The sequence below is a fragment of the Flavobacterium hibisci genome (assembly GCF_020026925.1).
GTDB classification, from domain to species: domain Bacteria; phylum Bacteroidota; class Bacteroidia; order Flavobacteriales; family Flavobacteriaceae; genus Flavobacterium; species Flavobacterium hibisci.
The window spans coordinates 166,713-186,424 of the sequence record NZ_JAIQDW010000003.1; the positions used below are offsets into that span (position 1 = coordinate 166,713).

Consider the following 19,712-nt stretch of genomic DNA (forward strand, 5'->3'; position numbering starts at 1 on the left):
AAAGACAATCACATAGTATTGAATAAAAAACAAAAAAAATAAAAACACAATGAAAGTAACTTTAAACAGAGTAAATGACGCATTTCATTTTAAAGTAAAAAATGAACGCGGACATGTAGTTGACGTTGACAGCAGAGCCGAATTTGGCGGAAGCGACTTAGGTGCAAGTCCAATGGAATTGGTATTAATGGGAGTTGCAGGATGCAGTGCTATCGATATGATTTCAATCTTAAAAAAACAGCGTCAGGAAATCACTTCTTTTAATGCTGAGGTTGAAGGAACAAGAGTTCAAATCGAAGAAGCAAAACCTTTTAAAGAAATCGATGTGGTTTTTTATTTAGAAGGAGAAATCAATCCAGAAAAGGCAAAAAAAGCAGCGCAACTTTCTTTCGAGAAATACTGTTCAGTTGCCAAAACAGTTGAACCGACTGCAACAATTAAATACAAAGTTGTCTTGAACAACGAAGCTTTATAAATTAAATAATTAGTCAATTAGATAATTAGAAAATGTTCAGATTACGCATAAATAATTGACTTGTTTTAGTTAAGATTTCTGTTTTTAAAACCTGAAACCTGAAACCTGAAACAAAAAAACAAAAAACAACACACAATGAATACAGAAGAATTTGGTTTTGAAACCCAGGCCATCAGAACACATTTAGAGAAATCGCAATATCAGGAACATTCAACCCCTTTGTATTTATCTTCAAGTTTTGTATTTGAAGATGCAGAAGATATGAGAGCGTCTTTCACTGAAGAAAAAGTACGGAATATTTACTCCCGTTTCAGTAATCCAAACACAACAGAGTTTGTAGATAAGGTTTGCGCTATGGAAGGTGCTGAGGCAGGATATGCTTCCGCAACCGGAATGGCTGCAATTTATTCCACTTTTGCTGCTTTGCTGGAATCTGGTGATCATATTGTTTCTGCGGGAAGCGTTTTTGGATCGACTCATGCGTTGTTTATGACTTATTTCCCAAAATGGAATATTGAAACAACCTATTTTGATATCAACAAGCCGGAAACTATTGAAGGTTTTATTAAGCCAAATACTAAAATTTTATACGCTGAAACACCAACAAATCCGGGTGTTGATGTAATTGATTTAGAGTTATTAGGGCAAATAGCCAAAAAACATAATCTGATTTTAATAATTGACAACTGTTTTGCTACGCCATATATTCAACAGCCAATTAAATACGGAGCGCATATCGTAGTGCATTCTGCTACAAAATTAATAGATGGACAAGGACGTGTTTTAGGAGGTGTTGCAGTTGGTGATGCGGAGTTAATTCGTAAAATATATTTGTTTTCAAGAAATACAGGTCCGGCAATGTCTCCGTTTAATGCATGGGTATTGTCAAAAAGTTTAGAGACTTTGGCTGTTCGTGTTGACAGACATTGCGAAAATGCCTTAAAAGTTGCCGAATTTTTAGAAAGTCACCCAAATGTAAACAGTGTGAAATATCCGTTCTTGAAATCACACCCAAAATATGAAATTGCCAAAAAGCAAATGCTTTTAGGAGGTAACATTATTGCATTTGAAATTAAAGGCGGAATCGAAGCAGGACGTAAATTTTTGGATAAAATTCAATTGTGCTCACTTTCAGCAAATATCGGTGATGTAAAAACAATTGTTACTCATCCGGCATCAACTACACACAGCAAATTATCTTTGGAAGAGAAACTAGCTGTTGGAATTACGGAAGGTTTAGTGCGCGTTTCTGTAGGTTTGGAAACAGTAAAAGACGTTATTGCTGATTTAGAGCAAGCCCTTTCCTGATTTTGAATTCCTTAGGTAATTATTTCAATTATAGAAATGACGATTTTAATGGTAATTTTTACTATTAAATCGTCATTTGATTTTAGTGTTTGTTATTACAAAAAGTATATTTTTGTTTTTTATACGAAGTTTATACTAACAAATAACAAATACCTAACTCATGAGTAACTCTACTTATATTCTTGATGACAAATTATTAGCTTCTAGCGGAAGCCGTTTTCTAAACTATATTTTAGATATTGTTGTCATCATTGCTTTAATCTTTGCTTTGTCTTTTATTTTTGCTGTCCTGGCAAGTCTTTTGGATTTAAATGAATTCTTATTGTGGATGGGGAATTTGAGTGATTGGGAAGGGCAATTGATTTTTGTGGTAATTTCTATTTTTTATTATTCACTTACTGAAGGTCTTTTTGGAAGATCTTTGGGTAAATTAATTACAGGAACTGTTGTTGTAGATGAAAATGGAGAAAAACCTTCGTTCGGAATTATTCTTAAAAGAACATTATGCCGGTTAATTCCTTTTGACGGCTTTTCCTTTTTAGGAAGCAGAGGCTGGCATGACTCTATTTCTAATACCTATGTTGTAAACAAAAAAGATTTAGAAAATGAAGTAAAGTTATTTCATGAATTTAATTTAATTGGAAGTAAAGAAGTAATTTGATAGGTATTGTAGTATTTAACATTTTACCTTATGTTTTTTTCCATTTAAAAAGCTTATTTTTGATGCATAAAAAAGTGGGCTGCTTATTTAGCTAAGCGAATAATAAAAAATTAAAAGCAGTTTACAATCTAAATCTTAAAAATGCTTTCAAAGAAAACAAAATACGGAATTAAAGCTTTGACATATTTGGCCAGACGTGAAAATAATGAGCCGGTTCAAATTGCTGAGATAGCCAAAAACGAACATATTTCAATTAAATTCCTGGAAAGTATTTTGTTGCTGTTAAGAAACTCTGGTTTTTTGGGCGCCAAAAAAGGAAAAGGCGGCGGTTATTATCTGATTAAAGAACCTAAAGACATCAGCATGGCAAAAGTCTATCGTATTCTGGAAGGTCCAATAGCTCTGTTGCCTTGTGCAAGCCATAATTTTTATGAAAAATGCGATGATTGCGATGATGAGACTACTTGTGCCGCAAGACGTCTGATGACCGAAGTTCGTGACAATACACTCAAAATACTGGAAAGCAATTCTTTGGCAGATATTGCATTTTAATTTTACAGAATTAATAATAAAAGAATGACCATTTCTAAAAATTTCAGAAATGGTCATTTTTTATATATAATGTTTTAATCTAAAAAATCAATTTATATCCTGCTAAAAAAAGCATGACTGCAATTGCGTTTCTAAGAAATTGATCCGGAACTTTGCCGCTCAGCATACTTCCTATAAAAATTCCTGGCAGAGATCCTAATAATAACTGTCCTAACAATATTAAATCCAGATTTCCCATTGAGGCATGTCCAACGCCTGCAACTAATGTTAACGGAACAGCATGCGCAATTTCAGTTCCTACTAATCGAGGTGTTGGCAATAAAGGATAAAGAAAAAATAATGTAACGGTTCCCAATGCGCCCGCACCAATAGAGGTCAAAGTTACTGTCGCGCCTAGCAAAACGCCAATTCCTATGGTTAGCATATTTTGAGTGGTGCTTTCGCTGTGAAATTTATCGCCGGCATGTTTTTGAGAAAACTTTAATATCTTTTGTTTAAATATAATAGCTACAGAGGTGAAAAGTAACGCCCAGCCTAAACTTTTTTTAATAACCTGATTCACAGTTTCAATATCAGTTTTAATATTATTTAGGATCCATAAAGTCAGTAAGGCTGCCGGAACACTGCCTAAGGTTAACCATCCGGTAATCGACCAGTTTATATTGCTTTTTTTATTATGTACAAATACACCGCCCATTTTAGTAAAAGCCGCATAAAGTAAATCGGTACCCACGGCTTTTGTTGGCGGAATACCAAAATATAATAAAATAGGTGTCATTAAAGAGCCACCTCCAACACCTGTCAGGCCTACTACAAAGCCAACAACTAAACCTGCAATAACTAAACCTATCTGAAAATCCATAAATAAAAGTTTGGCGCAAAAATAGAAACAATTTTATAATTATCCTATGGAAATGGTAGGCTTTAAAAGTGTATCTTTGAAACTTTAAATAATTTTAAGTATATGTGTCTTAAAAACAGCGATATATGATTTTAGATTTGTTGAATTTATTTATTAACCTATTAAAATATCCTTAAAATTTGATTTTAAGAAGTTTAGAAGTGTAAAAAGTTAAAGAATTGTTTTGATATTTAGAAATAAGTAGTAATTTTGCTTTTCAATCTACTAACCCGATAGGGTAATGGATTTTGGCAAGGAAACCCAGTAATTATGGAGAAAGAATTAAAAATTAGTAATGCAGATGTTACATTTTATGCATCTATAAAAGAAAAATTATGGATAGGGATACCTGTTGTTTTATTAATAGGTTTGCTAAGTACACTAATTTATAATCACCATGCGGAGTTTTCATGGGATGGATTTGTGGGAGGTTTTAATCAGGAGTTTTTAGTTTTTTTTGCTATCGGTGTATTTGCACAATTGGTAGATGGTACTTTAGGAATGGGTTATGGCGCGACTTCAACTTCATTTTTACTGGCTTATGGTGTTCCGCCTGTAATTAGTAGCACAGGAGTTCACGTAGCTGAAATGTTTACGACAGGAGCATCTGCAATATCGCATCATAAATTTGGAAATATCAATAAAAAACTAGTAAAAAACTTATTGATACCTGGTGTTTTAGGTTCCGTAACAGGAGCATATTTGTTGTCGGATGTTATTGATGGTGATTTTATAAAGCCGTTTATTGCTGTTTATATGATTGTTTTGGCTTTGATAATCATTAGAAAAGCCTCAAGAAAAAGTATCGTTAAAAAGAAAACGAAAAAATTAGGAATTCTGGCGACTTTTGGAGGTTTTATGGATTCTGTAGGAGGTGGCGGATGGGGACCAATTGTTACTTCAACTTTATTAGGAAGAGGCAGAAACCCACGTTATACTATTGGTTCTGTAAATGCAGCAGAATTTGCGGTTTCATTTGCAAGCGGAATTACATTTATGCTTTTCGGAGGAATTGCGGGATGGCAAATCATTATAGGATTGATTTTAGGAGGTGTTCTAGCTGCTCCATTAGCTGCTTATTTGGTTAACAAAATCAAAAGAAAACCAATGATGATTGCAGTAGGAATATTAATTATTTTGTTGAGTTTAAAAACATTATCTAAATTATTGTAAATTTTTTTTAGGAAGGAAAGAGAATTATGAGTGCGACAATTATACAATCACTGTTAGATAAAACGAAAGATTTTTCAATTGAAGAGACTTTTGCTTTTCTGGCTGAAGAATATCCGGGAAAAGTAATTTTCTCTACATCTTTTGGTCAGGAAGATCAGGTAATTACGGATTTAATTGCAAAAAGTAACACAGATATTACGGTGTTTACTTTAGACACAGGAAGATTGTTTCAGGAAACTTATGATGTTTTTCATAAAACATTAAAAAAATACAAAAGACCAATTGAAGTGTTTTTTCCAGAAGCAGCATCTGTTGAAAATTTGCTTAAAACAAAAGGGCCAAACAGCTTTTACGATTCGGTTGAAAACAGAAAAGAATGCTGTTTTATCCGAAAAGTGGTTCCGTTGCGAAAAGCTTTGGCAGGAAATGCAGTTTGGATTACAGGTTTGAGAGCAGAACAATCCGAGAACCGACAAGAGTTGAGTCTGTTTGAATATGATGGAGGTTTTGATATTATTAAATTCAATCCGTTATTAAAATGGTCTTTGCAGGAAGTTGAAGATTATTTACAGGAAAACAATGTACCTCAAAATGCATTACATAAAAAAGGCTTTGTAAGTATCGGTTGTGCACCTTGTACGAGAGCTATTTTTCCGGGAGAAGATATCAGGGCTGGAAGATGGTATTGGGAATCAAGTCACAAAGAATGTGGTTTGCACGGTATTAAGAAAGAATAGAGAAGCAAGAAGCGAAAGAATAGAATAAAAGTGGAAAGTATTAGATCTGGTTTAAGAAACTTGAAACCTAAAACTTGAAACACATAAAATATCAAATAAAATATCAAAAATGAGTTCAGTATTAAAAACAAATGCTTTAGAAAGTGAAGCGATATACATCTTTAGAGAAGTTGTTTCTCAGTTTGACAAACCGGTTTTACTTTTCTCAGGCGGAAAAGATTCTATTACATTAGTACGTTTGGCGCAAAAAGCATTTTTCCCTGCTAAGATTCCGTTTCCTCTATTACATGTTGATACAGGACACAATTTCCCTGAAACAATTGCTTTCAGAGATAAATTGGTAGAAGAATTAGGCTTAGAATTAATCGTTCGTAATGTTCAGGATGCCATTGATGAAGGAAAAGTAGTGGAAGAAACTGGAAAATATTCAAGCCGTAACAGCTTGCAAACTACAACACTTTTGGATGCAATTGAAGAATTCAAATTTGATGCTTGTATTGGTGGTGCACGTCGTGATGAAGAAAAAGCAAGAGCTAAGGAACGTATTTTCTCAGTTCGTGATGATTTCGGACAATGGGACGAAAAAAATCAGAGACCTGAGTTGTTTGATATTTTGAACGGAAAAATCGAAAATGGACAAAACGTTCGTGTTTTTCCAATTTCAAACTGGACAGAATTAGATGTTTGGAGTTATATCGAAAAAGAAAACATTGAGATTCCATCGATTTATTTTTCACATAAAAGAAAAGTGTTTTTAAGAGATGGTTTAATCTGGTCACATTCTCCTTTTGTTTATCAGGAAGAAGACGAGCAAATCGAAGAAAGAATCGTTCGTTTCAGAACCGTTGGAGATATGAGCTGTACAGCAGCTGTTGAATCTTATGCAGCAACTATTGCAGAAGTAGTAGGTGAAATCAGAGAGTCTACCATTTCAGAAAGAGGAGCCAGAATCGATGACAAACGTTCTGAAGCAGCAATGGAGAAAAGAAAACAACAAGGATACTTTTAATTTTTTGTGAGAAGTTAAAAGTTAGAAGTAAGAAGAATCAAAAAAACAAAACATACAGATTTATAAGTTTCGAGAGAACATGGAACCTGAAACTTTAAACCTGAAACAGTATACAAGATGGACGTTTTAAAAATAGCAACAGCAGGAAGTGTAGATGATGGAAAAAGTACTTTGATCGGAAGATTATTGTACGATACAAAATCATTGACTACAGATAAAATAGAAGCAATCGAAAAAAGCAGTAAACAAAAAGGATACGATTACCTGGATTTTTCTTTGGCAACTGATGGATTAGTCGCAGAAAGAGAGCAGGGAATTACGATAGATGTCGCTCATATTTATTTTTCGACAGCAAAGAAAAGTTACATTATTGCCGATACTCCGGGTCACGTAGAATATACAAGAAACATGGTTACAGGAGCTTCAACTTCTCAGGTTTCGATTATTTTGATCGATGCGAGAAAAGGGGTAATTGAGCAGACATACCGCCACTTTTTTATCAATAATTTATTGAGAGTAAAAGAGGTAATTGTAGCGATCAACAAAATGGATTTGGTTGATTATTCAGAAGAAGTTTTCAATAAAATCAAAGCCGATTTTCAGGCATTAAATGCAAAAAGTACTTTCAAAGAACAAAACGTAAGTTATATTCCGTTAAGTGCTTTGACAGGAGATAATGTGGTAGATAAATTAGATGGAATGCCTTGGTACAAAGGACAGACTATTTTAGAGCATTTGGAAGGATTGCACTCTTCAGATGTTTTTGAAAGCGGAAAAGCACGTTTCCCGGTTCAAACGGTTATTCGTCCTAAAACAGAAGAATACCACGATTTTAGAGGATACGCCGGAAAATTATACGGGAACTCTATTAAAGTTGGGGATGCCGTTACGGTTTTACCTTCTTTAACCGAATCAAAAATTACAAATATTCACTTTTTCGATAAGCAATTTGATGAGGCTGTTGCAGGTTCTTCAATTACAATCGAATTAGAAAATGATATCAATGTAACGAGAGGTGATATGATCGTAAAATCATCAGAGCTTCCAAAAATTGAAAAAGATATTGAAACCACTATTTGTTGGATGGACAGTAAAAAATTGGTTCCCGGAACTAAATATTTTGTACAGCACAATACAAACAGGGTTTTGGCAAAAATTGAAAGCGTTAAAAATACTATTGCGACTGATTATTCAGGTACAACTCCGGCTTCACAATTAGCAATTAATGAAATAGGAGAAGTAAATATCAAATTAAGCAAGCCTTTGTATTTTGATTCTTACAATGAAAACAAGTCAAACGGAGCTTTTATTTTAATTGATGCCGTAACCAATACAACAGCAGGAGTAGGGTTTATTCAATAAACAGTTGATAGTTGATGGTTTTTAGTTGATAGTTTCAACAATAACCAACAACCAAAAACGAACAACCAACAACTAAAGAGAAATGGAAAGTTTTAGAACAGAAATAGAAAATCCGATAGTTCAGAAAGAGATTATCGAATTAGAAAAAAAGATTCACTTATTCCGTGGGGGAAAAATTGATGACGAGCGTTTTCGTAGTCTTCGTTTAGCACGAGGAATCTACGGACAACGTCAGGAAGGCGTTCAGATGATTCGTATCAAATTGCCTTATGGTAAAGTGACCAGCGAGCAATTGAGAAGAATTACCGAAGTATCAGACAAATATTCTACAGGACGTTTGCACATTACAACACGTCAGGATATTCAGATTCACTACGTAAGTCTGGACAGAACACCTGAACTTTGGTCAGAATTGGCTAAAGATGATATCACATTGCGTGAAGCTTGTGGTAACACGGTTAGAAATATTACAGGAAGCGAATTAGCAGGTGTAGATGTAAACGAGCCGTTTGATGTGACGCCATATGCACACGGCATGTTTCAATACTTATTAAGAAACCCAATCTGTCAGGAAATGGGACGTAAATTCAAAATTTCGTTCTCTTCTTCAGACGAAGATACTGCCTTGAGTTATTTACATGATTTAGGATTTATTCCGAAAATTAAAGACGGGCAAAAAGGATTCAAAGTTGTTTTTGGAGGAGGTTTAGGATCTCAGCCAGCTCACGCTGAACTACTTTCAGAGTTTGTTCCGGTTAATCAAATCATTCCAACGGCAGAAGGAATCATCAGAATCTTTGATAGATACGGTGAACGTGCCAAAAGAATGAAAGCACGTATGAAATTTTTAATCAAAGAAATCGGGAAAGATGTTTTCCTTGATTTGGTTGAAAAAGAGAAAAAAGCAATTGCTTTTGAAACTTACGAAATCGACACAACTGCTTTTGAAGGACCAATTCAGGAACCTTTATTAGAAGTGCCTCAGGTAACGATTGATGACACAGCAGCTTATGAAGCATGGAAAGCATCCAATGTAATTGCGCAGAAACAGTCTGGTTATTATGCAATCGGAATCAAAGTTTTATTAGGCGATTTTTATACGGATAAAGCGAGGTTATTAGCTGATTTAATTAAGAATTACGGAGCAAATGAATTGCGTTTTTCATTAAGACAAAATATTGTTATCCGTAATATTAAAGAACAAAATTTACCATTCTTCTACCAGGAATTAGCCAAATTAGATATGGTAGCTTTAGGTTACAATACAATTGGCGATATTACAGCTTGTCCGGGTACAGATACTTGTAATTTGGGGATTGCAAGCAGTACCGGAATTGCAGAAGAATTAGAAAAAGTAATCAAAGCAGAATATCCACAGTACAGCAACAACAGCGAAATTGAAATTAAAATCTCCGGTTGTATGAATGCCTGTGGACAGCATAATATGTCAGCCATTGGATTTCAGGGAATGTCTATCAACTCAGGAAAACTGGTAGCTCCGGCTTTACAGGTTTTATTAGGTGGAGGACGTTTAGGAAACGGTGAAGGGCGTTTTGCTGATAAAGTAATCAAAATCCCAAGCCGTAGAGGACCAGATGCATTGCGTACTATCTTAAATGATTTTGACACTAACGGAAACGGACAAAAATTCCTGAATTATTATGATGCTAAAGGAGAGAAATATTTCTACGAAATCTTAAAACCTTTTGCAGATGTAACGAATCTTACCGAAGCAGATTTTATTGACTGGGGTAACGCAGATAACTACGTAAAAGCGGTTGGAGTTGGAGAATGTGCCGGAGTTGTAATTGATTTGGTTGCTACTTTGTTATTAGAAGCTAAAGACAAACTGACTTTCGCACAGGAGTCTTTCGACGAAGGAAAATGGGCAGATGCAATCTATCATACTTATGCGGGATTCGTAAATGGTGCAAAAGCGTTGTTACTTTCTGAAAATCAAAAAACAAACAATCACGCTGGAATAGTAGATTTATTTGATACTGTTTTTGTGGAAAGCGCTAAAATCGGTTTGCCGACAACATTCAGAGAATTGGTTTATCAAATCAACAAAAATGAACCAACTGAAGCTTTCGCAAAACAATATATTGAAGAAGGAATTGCATTTTTTGCGATTATAGAAAAATACAGAGCTCAGGAATTAGCCAATGCATAATAGTATAAAACCAAAAGTAACTTTAGTCGGTGCAGGTCCCGGCGATCCGGAATTGCTTACACTGAAAGGTGTTAGGGCACTGGCTGAAGCGAATGTGGTTTTGTATGATGCCTTAGCAAATGATGAAATTTTAAGGCATGCTCCTAAAAATGCCATCAGAATTATTGTTGGAAAAAAAATAGGAAACCATGCTTACACGCAGGATCAGATCAATCAGCTGATTGTGGATAATGCGTTGACGTATGGAAATGTAGTTCGGTTAAAAGGCGGAGATCCGTTTATTTTTGGAAGAGGAAGCGAGGAAATAGAATACGCAGAAAGTTTCGGAATTGAGACGGTTATAGTTCCTGGAATTTCATCAGTAGTAGCAGTTCCCGCAAGTCAGGGAATATCCATTACAAAAAGAGGAGTTTCAGAAAGCTTTTGGGCAATTACAGGAACAACTTCCGACAGGAAATTATCAGCTGATTTTGCTTTGGCAGCCCAGTCCTCTGCAACAGTTGTAATCGTGATGGGAATGCACAAACTGTCTCAGATTGTAGAATTGTTTCAAAAAGAAAACAAAGGAAATCTGCCAGTTGCTATCATCCAAAACGGAACCACAGCAGAAGAAAAAATAGGTGTAGGTTCAGTAAATTCAATTGTTGAAATTGTAAAGCAGCAAGATTTAAGTTCGCCGGCCGTTATAGTTCTTGGAGAAGTTGTAAAAGAAAGTCACAAGCTAAAAGGATTTTACGAAGAATTTCTGTCAAAAGAAATCGCTCAGTAAAGTTCCGTAGCAACGAAACATGTTGTAGTGTCGGGTTTTAACCCGATGAAATAACGAACAAAATTAAGGACGTTGGATTTTATCCAATTGATAAAATAAAAATTGTAACGTCGGATTTCAGTATTTTAGGCGAAACAAAAAATTAAAATGGAACAAAACGAATTATATCCAATATTTTTAAAACTTCACAATCTGAATGTGCTGATTGTGGGTGGAGGAAATGTTGGCTTAGAAAAACTTTCTTTTTTGCTGAAATCAAGCCCGAATGCAAACGTTGAGGTAGTGGCTCCAAACTTCCATGTGGAAATAAAAGTTTTAGCTGAAAACCATCCTTCAGTTAAATTGACGCAAGCGAAGTTCAAAAAGAAAATGCTCAAAAAGCGCCACATGGTAATCGCTTGTACAGATGATCTTGAAGTCAATAAAAGAGTGTACAATTTATCCAGAAAACGCTATTTGATTTGCAATATTGCCGATACGCCCGATTTATGTGATTATTACTTAGGTGGAATCGTAACAAAAGGAAATGTAAAAATTGCTATTTCTACCAACGGAAAATCACCAACAACAGCTAAAAGACTAAGGGAGTTTTTTGAAGAAGTGATTCCGGAGGATATCAACAAGATGGTTGAGAATCTCAATGAATACAGAAAAACCCTGAAAGGTGATTTTGAAGATAAGGTGAAGAAGATGAACGAAATTACCGCTTCGTTAAAAAATAAAGAGTAAAATTTCGCAAGGAAATGAATGATAAAAATCATTGAAATTAGAATAAATTATTCGTTTCTTTGTATTATTAAGAATGATTATAAACAACACCATAATGATTAAAACAGATATACTTATAATTGGAGCAGGACCAACAGGTTTATTTGCCGTTTTCGAGGCAGGATTATTAAAATTGAAATGCCATATTTTAGATGCTTTGCCTCAGCCTGGAGGACAGCTTTCTGAGTTGTATCCAAAGAAGCCTATTTATGATATTCCTGGTTTTCCGGAAGTTCTGGCAGGTGATTTAGTAGATGGTTTAATGGAGCAGATTAAACAGTTTGAGCCAGGTTTTACTTTAGGCGAGCGTGCAGAAACTATCGAAAAGCAAGAAGACGGAAGTTTTATCGTAACGTCAAACAAAGGAAAAAAATTCCACGCACCGGTTATCGCAATTGCGGGAGGTTTGGGAAGTTTCGAACCAAGAAAGCCTCTTATTGAAGATATAGAGTTTTATGAAGATAAAGGTGTAAAATACTTCATCAAAAATCCTGAGAAATTCAGGGATAAAAGAGTGGTTATTGCAGGAGGAGGAGATTCAGCATTAGACTGGAGTATTTTCCTGGCCAACGTCGCTTCAGAAGTAACGTTGATCCACAGAAGAAACGAATTTAGAGGCGCTTTAGATTCTGTAGAAAAAGTACAGGAATTAAAATCGGCCGGAAAAATCAAATTAATTACACCTGCTGAGGTAGTTGGAATTCACGGTGCTGAGCATGTAGAAGCTTTGGATATCGAAGAAAACGGAGCACACCGTAAAATTGAAACCGATTATTTCATTCCACTTTTCGGATTGACTCCAAAATTAGGGCCAATCGCTGACTGGGGATTAGAAATCGAAAAAAATGCAATCAAAGTGAACAACGCATTAGATTACCAAACCAATATTCCTGGAATTTTCGCTATCGGAGACGTTAATACATATCCAGGAAAATTAAAATTAATCCTTTGTGGATTCCACGAAGCGACTTTGATGTGTCAGGCAGCCTACCAAATTATCAATCCAGGTAAAAAATATGTGTTGAAATATACAACAGTATCTGGTGTAGACGGTTTTGACGGAACTCGTAAAGAAGCTCCAAAAGCAGTTGTAAAAGCAATAGTGTAGTCTGAGTACTAAGTTGCTTAGCGACTAAGGTCAAAGATTTTATATGGTAAAAGCCTAAACTTTTTTAGTTTGGGCTTTTTTGTTGATGTTAATTTAAACTTAGTCCGTAAGAAGTGGATTAAATTTGCAGTATTAATTTTTTTCAGATAAGAAATTTTGATTTTAGTATTTTGAATTACCAATATAAAATATTAACTTTAAGAAAGTATTAAACAAATTATCTATTATGAACAATGACGAACAACTACTAGAAGAAAATTCCAAAGTCGGCAGTGAAATGAAAATGACAGATAATGAATTAACAGATCATCAGGAAGTCATGGATACATTTCTAAAATGGGACAGAAGTTTTTAAACAAATCACATTTTGATTTATTAATAAGCCGGTCTTTAGGCTTATTAACGAGGAATTTGGAATAAAAAAAGCTCAAACTATAGTAGTTCGGGCTTTTTTTATTCCATAAAATTTAAGCTTAGAACCTCAGAACTTTAGCATTTTAGAATCTTAAAAAAAACTTGCAAGTCGAAAGGCTATTTTGTACCTTTGCGCCGTTCCTAATTTTATTGAAAGTTATCACGAAAGGCGGAGGGAAAGACCCAATGAAACCTTAGCAACCCTTTGCCATAAAGAAGGTGCTACATTCTACTTAATACAACAAAATGTATTCAAGATAGATAACGCAAAATACAGTACGTATTTCTCAAAAACTTTTCCTGACAACTTACAATATTCTGAAACAGATTCAGTATTTCGAGCGAATCATTGGCGCATTTTTGCAGTCATAATTCCCGCTGTATGCTATATCTTTTATTCTGAACCCCAGAATAAAAGGATATCGCAACCATCGGGACTAATGAGCCGGCAATTGTGCACTTTTGGAATTAAACGAAACGAGTATATCCTAACAGGTTTTTAAAACCTGTTAGGTATAACTTTCAAGATAATAAATTAAAAAAAGCTTTGTGCCTTAGTGCCTTAGCGGCAAAAGAGAAATGTCTATACAAGAAGCAATCAAAAAAAATATCCTAATCCTTGACGGAGCAATGGGAACCATGTTACAGCGCTACAACTTCTCAGAAGAAGATTTTCGTGGCGAGCGTTTCAAAGATTTTCCGCATCCGTTAAAAGGTAACAACGATTTATTATCCCTAACTCAGCCACAGGCAATTCGTGACGTTCACGCAGCGTATTACGAAGCTGGAGCAGATATCGTAGAAACCAATACATTCTCCGGAACTACAATTGGTATGGCCGATTATTTCATGGAAGATCTGGTTTACGAATTAAACTACGAATCTGCTAAACTGGCGAGACAAGTTGCGGATGAATTCACAGCAAAAAATCCGGAAAAACCACGTTTTGTAGCCGGTTCCATCGGACCAACAAACCGTACCGCAAGTATGTCACCAGACGTAAACGATCCGGGTTACAGAGCCGTAACTTTCGACGATTTACGAATCGCTTACAAACAACAAGTAGAAGCATTATTAGACGGAGGTTGTGATTTACTTTTAGTAGAAACGATTTTCGATACCTTAAACGCAAAAGCGGCACTTTTTGCAATTGAAGAAGTAAAAGAAGAACGTAATATCGATGTGCCAATTATGGTTTCAGGAACAATTACTGATGCTTCAGGAAGAACACTTTCCGGACAAACGGTTGAAGCATTTTTGATTTCAGTTTCGCATATTCCGTTATTAAGCGTAGGATTCAATTGCGCTTTAGGAGCCGATTTGTTGAAGCCGTATTTAAAAACATTAGCGCATAATACAAGTTTTAATGTTTCGGCGCATCCAAACGCAGGATTGCCAAACGCTTTCGGACAATACGATGAAACGCCAGAACAAACTCAGGCATTCATTAAAGAATATTTAGAAGATAATTTAATCAATATCATTGGAGGTTGTTGCGGAACAACTCCAGATCATATTCGATTAATGGCAGAAGTTGCAAAGGATTATAAGCCACGTGTGGCGCCGGTTTTGGAATAAATAAACTGCCGATGAAGCAATTAAGAATACTATCCGTTGTTTTTATACTTTTTGGCTTGTTTGGTTTTAGAAGTGAAAAGACTTGGTTAAAAGTGGCACAAGAAATACCGCCTGATTTTTCTTTTGTGATTAACAGTGGAGGAAATGATGCATATAATTCTCAGTTTAACAGTTTTTACAGAAAATATTTAAATGAGGAAAAAACAGTAAAAGTTGAATTAACATTAGAGGAAAAAAGGAGAATTTTTGACTTTATTAAGAGAGTTGATTTTTTTAATATGCCAATGATCTTTGAGCCAACGGGAAAATCAGGAACTATCAAAGTAAGAATGCCTAGTTTTCAAAATAGTATATCGGTTTTTATGAACGGCAAAAAGAAATATGTGAGTTATGAAAATGGATTTACTGATGATTTAAATGAGAAAAAGGTGAAGCCTTTCCTTGATTTATATAAGATGATTTGGGACATTTTAGAAAAAAAAGAAGAAATAAAGAAAATGCCAAAATCAGATTATTTCTATGAATAATTAACTCGGAATATAATTATGAAACTGAGTTCGCGTGAGGGATAGAAGTGAAAAGTCCGCAGACCAATGCAGTGAAACGGAATTGGCCGAGGACTTGTAACGGATAGCCCGGCCCTTGGGACACGCCCAAAATATTAAAAAAAGAGCTTTGTAAAGAGCAAATAATATAAAATAAGTTGAGACAATAAAGTAGTTATGACCCCAGAAAGGCAATCATATAGTATTCTTATCGATAAAATTGGCAGCTTGTTGCAGCAAGGCAGACAGCAGGCGGTGCAATCGGTTAATGCTATTTTGGTGCAGACTTATTGGCATATTGGGCAGCATATTGTTGAGTTTGAACAAAAAGGAAACGAAAAAGCAGAGTACGGAACTCAGTTGTTGGATATTCTTTCTAAAGATTTGTCTCAAAGTTTTGGTAAAGGTTTTAGCCGTTCTAATTTGTTTCAAATACGTCAGTTTTATATCAAGTTTCAAAATATCCAGACACTGTCTGGACAATTGACATGGAGTCATTATACAGAGATTTTAAAAGCTAATAATGATTTAGAATTAGGTTTTTATACCCAACAATGCCAACACGAAAAATGGAGTGTGAGGGAGTTAAAACGTCAAATGAAAAGTTCTTTGTTTGAAAGACTGGCTTTAAGTAAAGATAAAGAGGGAGTTTTAAAATTAGCGAAAGAAGGACATATTGTAGAAAATGCTGAGGATTTGATTAAGGATCCTTTTGTGTTGGATTTTCTGAATATTCCGGAGCAATATCAATATTTGGAAAATGAACTGGAAGAAAAAATAATTTCTAATTTGCAGCAATTCATCATGGAGATGGGTAAAGGATTCGCCTTTATTGGAAGACAATACAGAATGAGTATTGGAGGAAAACATTTTTATCTGGATTTGCTTTTTTATCACCGAATATTAAAATGTTTCGTTTTGGTTGATTTGAAAAGAGGCGAAATTGATCACCAGGATATAGGTCAGATGAATTTGTATTTGAACTATTTTAAAAAAGAAGAAGCAACAGAAGGAGATAATGAACCGATTGGAATTGTTTTAGGCGCTCATAAAAATCATATTTTGGTTGAATATGCGACAGATAGTATTACAAATAAAGTTTTGCTGAGTAAATATCAATTGTATTTGCCGGATAAAAAAACGCTTCAAAATCAATTGGGTAAATTGTTAGAATAAGAAAAAAATAATTTTATTATGAAACCGAGTCTGCGTGAGGGATAGAAGTGAAAAGCCCGCAGACGAATATAGTGATAACGAAATTGGTCGAGGACTTGTAACGGATAGCCCGGCCCTTGGGACACGGCCAAAATAATAGACATAAATAACTACAAGGTTTTGAAAACCTTGCAGGACAGAAATAAAGAATAAAACTTAGAACCTAAGCACCTCAGAAGCTTAGCAACTTTAAAGAAAATGACTGAAAAAAGAAGAGACCTTGTATTAGCAGGATTAGAACCTTTGATTATTACGCCGGAAAGCGTTTTTGTAAACGTTGGTGAGCGTACGAATGTAACGGGTTCGCGAAAATTCCTTCGATTAATCAAGGAAGAGAAGTATGACGAGGCACTTGATATTGCAAGACAGCAGGTAGAAGGAGGAGCACAAATCATCGACATCAATATGGATGAAGGAATGCTGGACGGAGTTACTGCAATGACTAAATTTTTGAATTTAATTGCTGCAGAACCGGATATTTCGAGAGTGCCGATTATGATCGACAGTTCGAAATGGGAAATTATTGAAGCAGGCCTGAAAGTAGTACAAGGAAAAAGTGTCGTTAACTCGATTTCGTTAAAAGAAGGAGAAGAAGCCTTTATTCATCACGCCAAATTAATCAAACGTTACGGTGCAGCGGCAATTGTCATGGCTTTTGACGAAGTAGGTCAGGCCGATAATTACGATCGTCGTGTAGAGATTTGTGCGCGTTCGTATGATATTTTGGTGAACAAAGTAGGTTTCCCTCCGCAAGATATAATCTTCGATTTGAATATTTTCCCGGTTGCAACAGGAATGGAAGAACACCGCCTGAATGCATTGGACTTTTTTAGAGGAACAAAATGGGTTCGCGAAAACTTGCCACACGCACATATCAGCGGTGGTGTAAGTAACGTTTCGTTCTCGTTTAGAGGAAATGACGTTGTTCGTGAAGCGATGCACTCTGTGTTTTTATACCACGCGATTAAAGAAGGAATGACGATGGGAATCGTGAATCCAGAAATGTTGACGATTTACGATGATATTCCGAAAGATTTATTAGAACATGTTGAAGACGTAATTTTAGATAGACGTGACGATGCTACAGAAAGACTTTTAGATTTTGCAGAAAATGTAAAAGGCGAAGTAAAAAGCGACGAAAAAGCGATTCAGGAATGGCGTTTAGGGTCAGTTCAGGACCGTATTACGCATTCGTTGGTAAAAGGAATCGATGCGTTTATTGAAGAAGATGTCGAGGAAGCACGTTTGGCAGCAACGAAACCAATTGAAGTTATCGAAATCAATTTGATGGCCGGAATGAATGTCGTTGGAGATTTATTCGGAAGCGGAAAAATGTTCTTGCCTCAGGTTGTAAAATCGGCTCGTGTAATGAAAAAAGCAGTGGCTTATTTATTGCCGTTTATCGAAGCGAGTAAACAAGCGGGAGACAAACAAGGAAACGGAAAAATCCTGATGGCAACTGTAAAAGGTGACGTTCACGATATTGGAAAAAACATAGTTTCGGTTGTTTTGGCTTGTAACAATTATGAGATTGTAGACTTAGGTGTAATGGTTCCTCCGGAGAAAATCATTGCAGCGGCGATCGAACACGAAGTTGACATTATCGGATTAAGCGGACTGATCACGCCTTCGCTTGACGAAATGGTGTATTTGGCCAAAGAATTAGACAAACAAGATATTAAAATCCCGATTATGATTGGTGGGGCAACAACTTCGCGCGCGCATACAGCCGTGAAAATTGCACCTCAATACAGAGAAACTGTAATTCACGTAAACGATGCTTCGAGAGCTGTTACTGTTGCAGGAAATCTGTTAGATCATAACCGAAAAATATATGCAGCAGATATTCGTGCAGAATACGATTCTTTTAGAGAAACGTTTTTAAATCGTTCGAGAGACAAAAATTTCTTAACGATCGAAGATGCGCGTAAAAATAAATTACAATTAGATTGGTCTGAGTATACACCAGTTAAACCAAAGGTAATTGGTCCACAAATTGTCGAAGTAGAATTGGATGTTTTGGTTCCGTATATCGACTGGACACCATTTTTTCAAACTTGGGAATTGTACGGAAAATATCCGGCGATTCTAACAGATGAGGTTGTGGGCGAACAAGCGACTGCTGTTTTTGCCGATGCTCAGGCTATGCTGAAAGTTATTTTGGCGGAGAAAAAATTAAAAGCAAAAGGTATTTATGGAATTTTCCCTTGTAATCAGGTAAATGACGACGATATCGAACTGCGTGATGAAAACGGAAAAGTATTAGAGAAGTTTTTGACTTTGAGGGTACAATCTCAAAAAACAAAAGGCGCTCCGAATATTGCTTTGGCTGATTTTATTCTTCCAAAAGAAAGCGGAATTGATGATTACATGGGAGCTTTCTGTGTGACAACCGGTTTTGGTGTAGATGAGTGGGCAGCAGAATACGAAAAGAATCTTGATGATTATAATTCGATTATGGTTAAAGCACTTGCAGATCGTTTTGCAGAGGCTTTCGCCGAATATCTTCACGAAAGAGTACGTAAGGATTTCTGGGGTTATGATTCAGGTGAAGATTTGACCAACGAAGAATTGATTAAAGAATCTTATAAAGGAATTCGTCCGGCTCCGGGTTACCCGGCTTGTCCTGATCACTTGGAGAAACCTACGATATGGAAACTCCTGGATGTTGAAAAACAAATAGGAGTTAAACTGACAGAAAGTATGGCGATGTGGCCAGCTTCATCAGTTTCGGGATACTATTTTGGGAATCCAAAAAGCCGATATTTCGGACTAGGAAAAATAAAAGAAGATCAGGTAACAGATTACGCTAAACGCCGAAATGTACCGCTTGATTACGCAATGAAATGGTTAAACCCTAATATAGCAGATTAACAAAAGTTATTTTGGTTTCAGGTTTCAGGTTTCAAGTTGCTGTAAAGAACGTGAAACCTGGAACTTAAAACTTGAAACAAAAGATAAAGA

17 protein-coding genes, 1 pseudogene and 1 riboswitch are annotated in these 19,712 nt (G+C 35.6%); of the genes and pseudogenes, 17 read left to right on the forward strand and 1 reads right to left on the reverse strand.

Annotated features, from left to right (window positions below; translation table 11 throughout):
• Nucleotides 1-49: 49 nt before the first annotated feature.
• The 4 genes from K8B81_RS04715 (at nucleotide 50) to K8B81_RS04730 (ending at nucleotide 2,996) form a co-directional block, all read left to right on the forward strand.
• Nucleotides 50-475, forward strand: a complete 426-nt coding sequence (locus K8B81_RS04715; protein WP_026728534.1) for an OsmC family protein — start codon at nucleotides 50-52, stop codon at nucleotides 473-475.
• A 135-nt stretch (nucleotides 476-610) separates the two neighbouring features.
• The gene (locus K8B81_RS04720) at nucleotides 611-1,783 is read left to right on the forward strand and encodes a trans-sulfuration enzyme family protein (RefSeq protein ID WP_223679337.1); all 1,173 of its coding nucleotides are present in this window, start codon (nucleotides 611-613) and stop codon (nucleotides 1,781-1,783) included.
• A gap of 160 nt (nucleotides 1,784-1,943) precedes the next feature.
• On the forward strand, nucleotides 1,944-2,444 hold the full coding sequence (locus K8B81_RS04725) for an RDD family protein (RefSeq protein WP_223679339.1): 501 nt from the start codon (nucleotides 1,944-1,946) through the stop codon (nucleotides 2,442-2,444).
• 141 nt (nucleotides 2,445-2,585) lie between these two features.
• Nucleotides 2,586-2,996: an RrF2 family transcriptional regulator gene (locus K8B81_RS04730; protein ID WP_110305759.1), complete on the forward strand. Its 411-nt coding sequence runs from the start codon at nucleotides 2,586-2,588 to the stop codon at nucleotides 2,994-2,996.
• A 79-nt stretch (nucleotides 2,997-3,075) separates the two neighbouring features.
• Here the strand turns inward: K8B81_RS04730 and K8B81_RS04735 are convergent, their stop codons facing one another.
• Nucleotides 3,076-3,858 (reverse strand): sulfite exporter TauE/SafE family protein, encoded by a 783-nt coding sequence (locus K8B81_RS04735; protein WP_223679341.1) that lies wholly within the window; start codon nucleotides 3,856-3,858, stop codon nucleotides 3,076-3,078.
• A gap of 309 nt (nucleotides 3,859-4,167) precedes the next feature.
• Between K8B81_RS04735 and K8B81_RS04740 the strand changes: the two genes are divergently transcribed.
• From K8B81_RS04740 to metH, 13 genes and pseudogenes are all read left to right on the forward strand, one after another.
• On the forward strand, nucleotides 4,168-5,070 hold the full coding sequence (locus K8B81_RS04740) for a sulfite exporter TauE/SafE family protein (RefSeq protein WP_223679343.1): 903 nt from the start codon (nucleotides 4,168-4,170) through the stop codon (nucleotides 5,068-5,070).
• 26 nt (nucleotides 5,071-5,096) lie between these two features.
• Nucleotides 5,097-5,807 carry a phosphoadenylyl-sulfate reductase gene (locus K8B81_RS04745; RefSeq protein ID WP_223679345.1) on the forward strand — a complete coding sequence of 237 codons (711 nt, stop codon included), beginning with the start codon at nucleotides 5,097-5,099 and terminating at the stop codon, nucleotides 5,805-5,807.
• Between the two features lie 109 nt (nucleotides 5,808-5,916).
• A complete protein-coding gene (cysD, locus tag K8B81_RS04750; RefSeq protein ID WP_163397979.1) occupies nucleotides 5,917-6,816 on the forward strand; it encodes a sulfate adenylyltransferase subunit CysD in 900 nt (299 codons plus the stop codon).
• A 117-nt stretch (nucleotides 6,817-6,933) separates the two neighbouring features.
• Nucleotides 6,934-8,178 (forward strand): sulfate adenylyltransferase subunit 1, encoded by a 1,245-nt coding sequence (locus K8B81_RS04755; protein ID WP_223679347.1) that lies wholly within the window; start codon nucleotides 6,934-6,936, stop codon nucleotides 8,176-8,178.
• An 82-nt stretch (nucleotides 8,179-8,260) separates the two neighbouring features.
• Nucleotides 8,261-10,351 carry a nitrite/sulfite reductase gene (locus K8B81_RS04760; RefSeq protein ID WP_223679349.1) on the forward strand — a complete coding sequence of 697 codons (2,091 nt, stop codon included), beginning with the start codon at nucleotides 8,261-8,263 and terminating at the stop codon, nucleotides 10,349-10,351.
• The gene (gene cobA / locus K8B81_RS04765) at nucleotides 10,344-11,120 is read left to right on the forward strand and encodes a uroporphyrinogen-III C-methyltransferase (RefSeq protein ID WP_223679351.1); all 777 of its coding nucleotides are present in this window, start codon (nucleotides 10,344-10,346) and stop codon (nucleotides 11,118-11,120) included. The genes K8B81_RS04760 and cobA overlap by 8 nt, the downstream gene beginning before the upstream one ends.
• A 147-nt stretch (nucleotides 11,121-11,267) precedes the next feature.
• A complete protein-coding gene (locus K8B81_RS04770) occupies nucleotides 11,268-11,849 on the forward strand; it encodes a precorrin-2 dehydrogenase/sirohydrochlorin ferrochelatase family protein (RefSeq protein ID WP_223679353.1) in 582 nt (193 codons plus the stop codon).
• Nucleotides 11,850-11,943: 94 nt separating this feature from the next.
• Complete coding sequence (locus tag K8B81_RS04775) at nucleotides 11,944-12,996, forward strand: NAD(P)/FAD-dependent oxidoreductase (RefSeq protein WP_223679355.1); 1,053 nt, start codon at nucleotides 11,944-11,946, stop codon at nucleotides 12,994-12,996.
• A gap of 226 nt (nucleotides 12,997-13,222) precedes the next feature.
• Nucleotides 13,223-13,351: a hypothetical protein gene (locus K8B81_RS20940; RefSeq protein ID WP_262494090.1), complete on the forward strand. Its 129-nt coding sequence runs from the start codon at nucleotides 13,223-13,225 to the stop codon at nucleotides 13,349-13,351.
• 213 nt (nucleotides 13,352-13,564) lie between these two features.
• A riboswitch (SAM riboswitch) is annotated at nucleotides 13,565-13,678 on the forward strand.
• A 311-nt stretch (nucleotides 13,679-13,989) separates the two neighbouring features.
• Nucleotides 13,990-14,988, forward strand: a complete 999-nt coding sequence (locus tag K8B81_RS04780; protein ID WP_223679363.1) for a homocysteine S-methyltransferase family protein — start codon at nucleotides 13,990-13,992, stop codon at nucleotides 14,986-14,988.
• Between the two features lie 11 nt (nucleotides 14,989-14,999).
• Nucleotides 15,000-15,515: a hypothetical protein gene (locus tag K8B81_RS04785; RefSeq protein ID WP_223679365.1), complete on the forward strand. Its 516-nt coding sequence runs from the start codon at nucleotides 15,000-15,002 to the stop codon at nucleotides 15,513-15,515.
• A gap of 195 nt (nucleotides 15,516-15,710) precedes the next feature.
• Entirely contained in the window at nucleotides 15,711-16,709 is a 999-nt protein-coding gene (locus K8B81_RS04790) for a PDDEXK nuclease domain-containing protein (RefSeq protein WP_223679367.1), read from the forward strand.
• Between the two features lie 201 nt (nucleotides 16,710-16,910).
• Nucleotides 16,911-19,622 (forward strand): annotated as a pseudogene (gene metH / locus K8B81_RS04795) (methionine synthase); the annotation flags it as partial.
• Between the last annotated feature and the right edge of the window lie 90 nt (nucleotides 19,623-19,712).

Bases quoted from the DNA above. Each gene is read 5' to 3' on its own strand.
- K8B81_RS04715 (WP_026728534.1), top strand. From the start codon at position 50: ATGAAAGTAACTTTAAACAGAGTAAATGACGCATTTCATTTTAAAGTA.
- K8B81_RS04720 (WP_223679337.1), top strand. From the start codon at position 611: ATGAATACAGAAGAATTTGGTTTTGAAACCCAGGCCATCAGAACACAT.
- K8B81_RS04725 (WP_223679339.1), top strand. From the start codon at position 1,944: ATGAGTAACTCTACTTATATTCTTGATGACAAATTATTAGCTTCTAGC.
- K8B81_RS04730 (WP_110305759.1), top strand. From the start codon at position 2,586: ATGCTTTCAAAGAAAACAAAATACGGAATTAAAGCTTTGACATATTTG.
- K8B81_RS04735 (WP_223679341.1), bottom strand. From the start codon at position 3,858: ATGGATTTTCAGATAGGTTTAGTTATTGCAGGTTTAGTTGTTGGCTTT.
- K8B81_RS04740 (WP_223679343.1), top strand. From the start codon at position 4,168: ATGGAGAAAGAATTAAAAATTAGTAATGCAGATGTTACATTTTATGCA.
- K8B81_RS04745 (WP_223679345.1), top strand. From the start codon at position 5,097: ATGAGTGCGACAATTATACAATCACTGTTAGATAAAACGAAAGATTTT.
- cysD (WP_163397979.1), top strand. From the start codon at position 5,917: ATGAGTTCAGTATTAAAAACAAATGCTTTAGAAAGTGAAGCGATATAC.
- K8B81_RS04755 (WP_223679347.1), top strand. From the start codon at position 6,934: ATGGACGTTTTAAAAATAGCAACAGCAGGAAGTGTAGATGATGGAAAA.
- K8B81_RS04760 (WP_223679349.1), top strand. From the start codon at position 8,261: ATGGAAAGTTTTAGAACAGAAATAGAAAATCCGATAGTTCAGAAAGAG.
- cobA (WP_223679351.1), top strand. From the start codon at position 10,344: ATGCATAATAGTATAAAACCAAAAGTAACTTTAGTCGGTGCAGGTCCC.
- K8B81_RS04770 (WP_223679353.1), top strand. From the start codon at position 11,268: ATGGAACAAAACGAATTATATCCAATATTTTTAAAACTTCACAATCTG.
- K8B81_RS04775 (WP_223679355.1), top strand. From the start codon at position 11,944: ATGATTAAAACAGATATACTTATAATTGGAGCAGGACCAACAGGTTTA.
- K8B81_RS20940 (WP_262494090.1), top strand. From the start codon at position 13,223: ATGAACAATGACGAACAACTACTAGAAGAAAATTCCAAAGTCGGCAGT.
- K8B81_RS04780 (WP_223679363.1), top strand. From the start codon at position 13,990: ATGTCTATACAAGAAGCAATCAAAAAAAATATCCTAATCCTTGACGGA.
- K8B81_RS04785 (WP_223679365.1), top strand. From the start codon at position 15,000: ATGAAGCAATTAAGAATACTATCCGTTGTTTTTATACTTTTTGGCTTG.
- K8B81_RS04790 (WP_223679367.1), top strand. From the start codon at position 15,711: ATGACCCCAGAAAGGCAATCATATAGTATTCTTATCGATAAAATTGGC.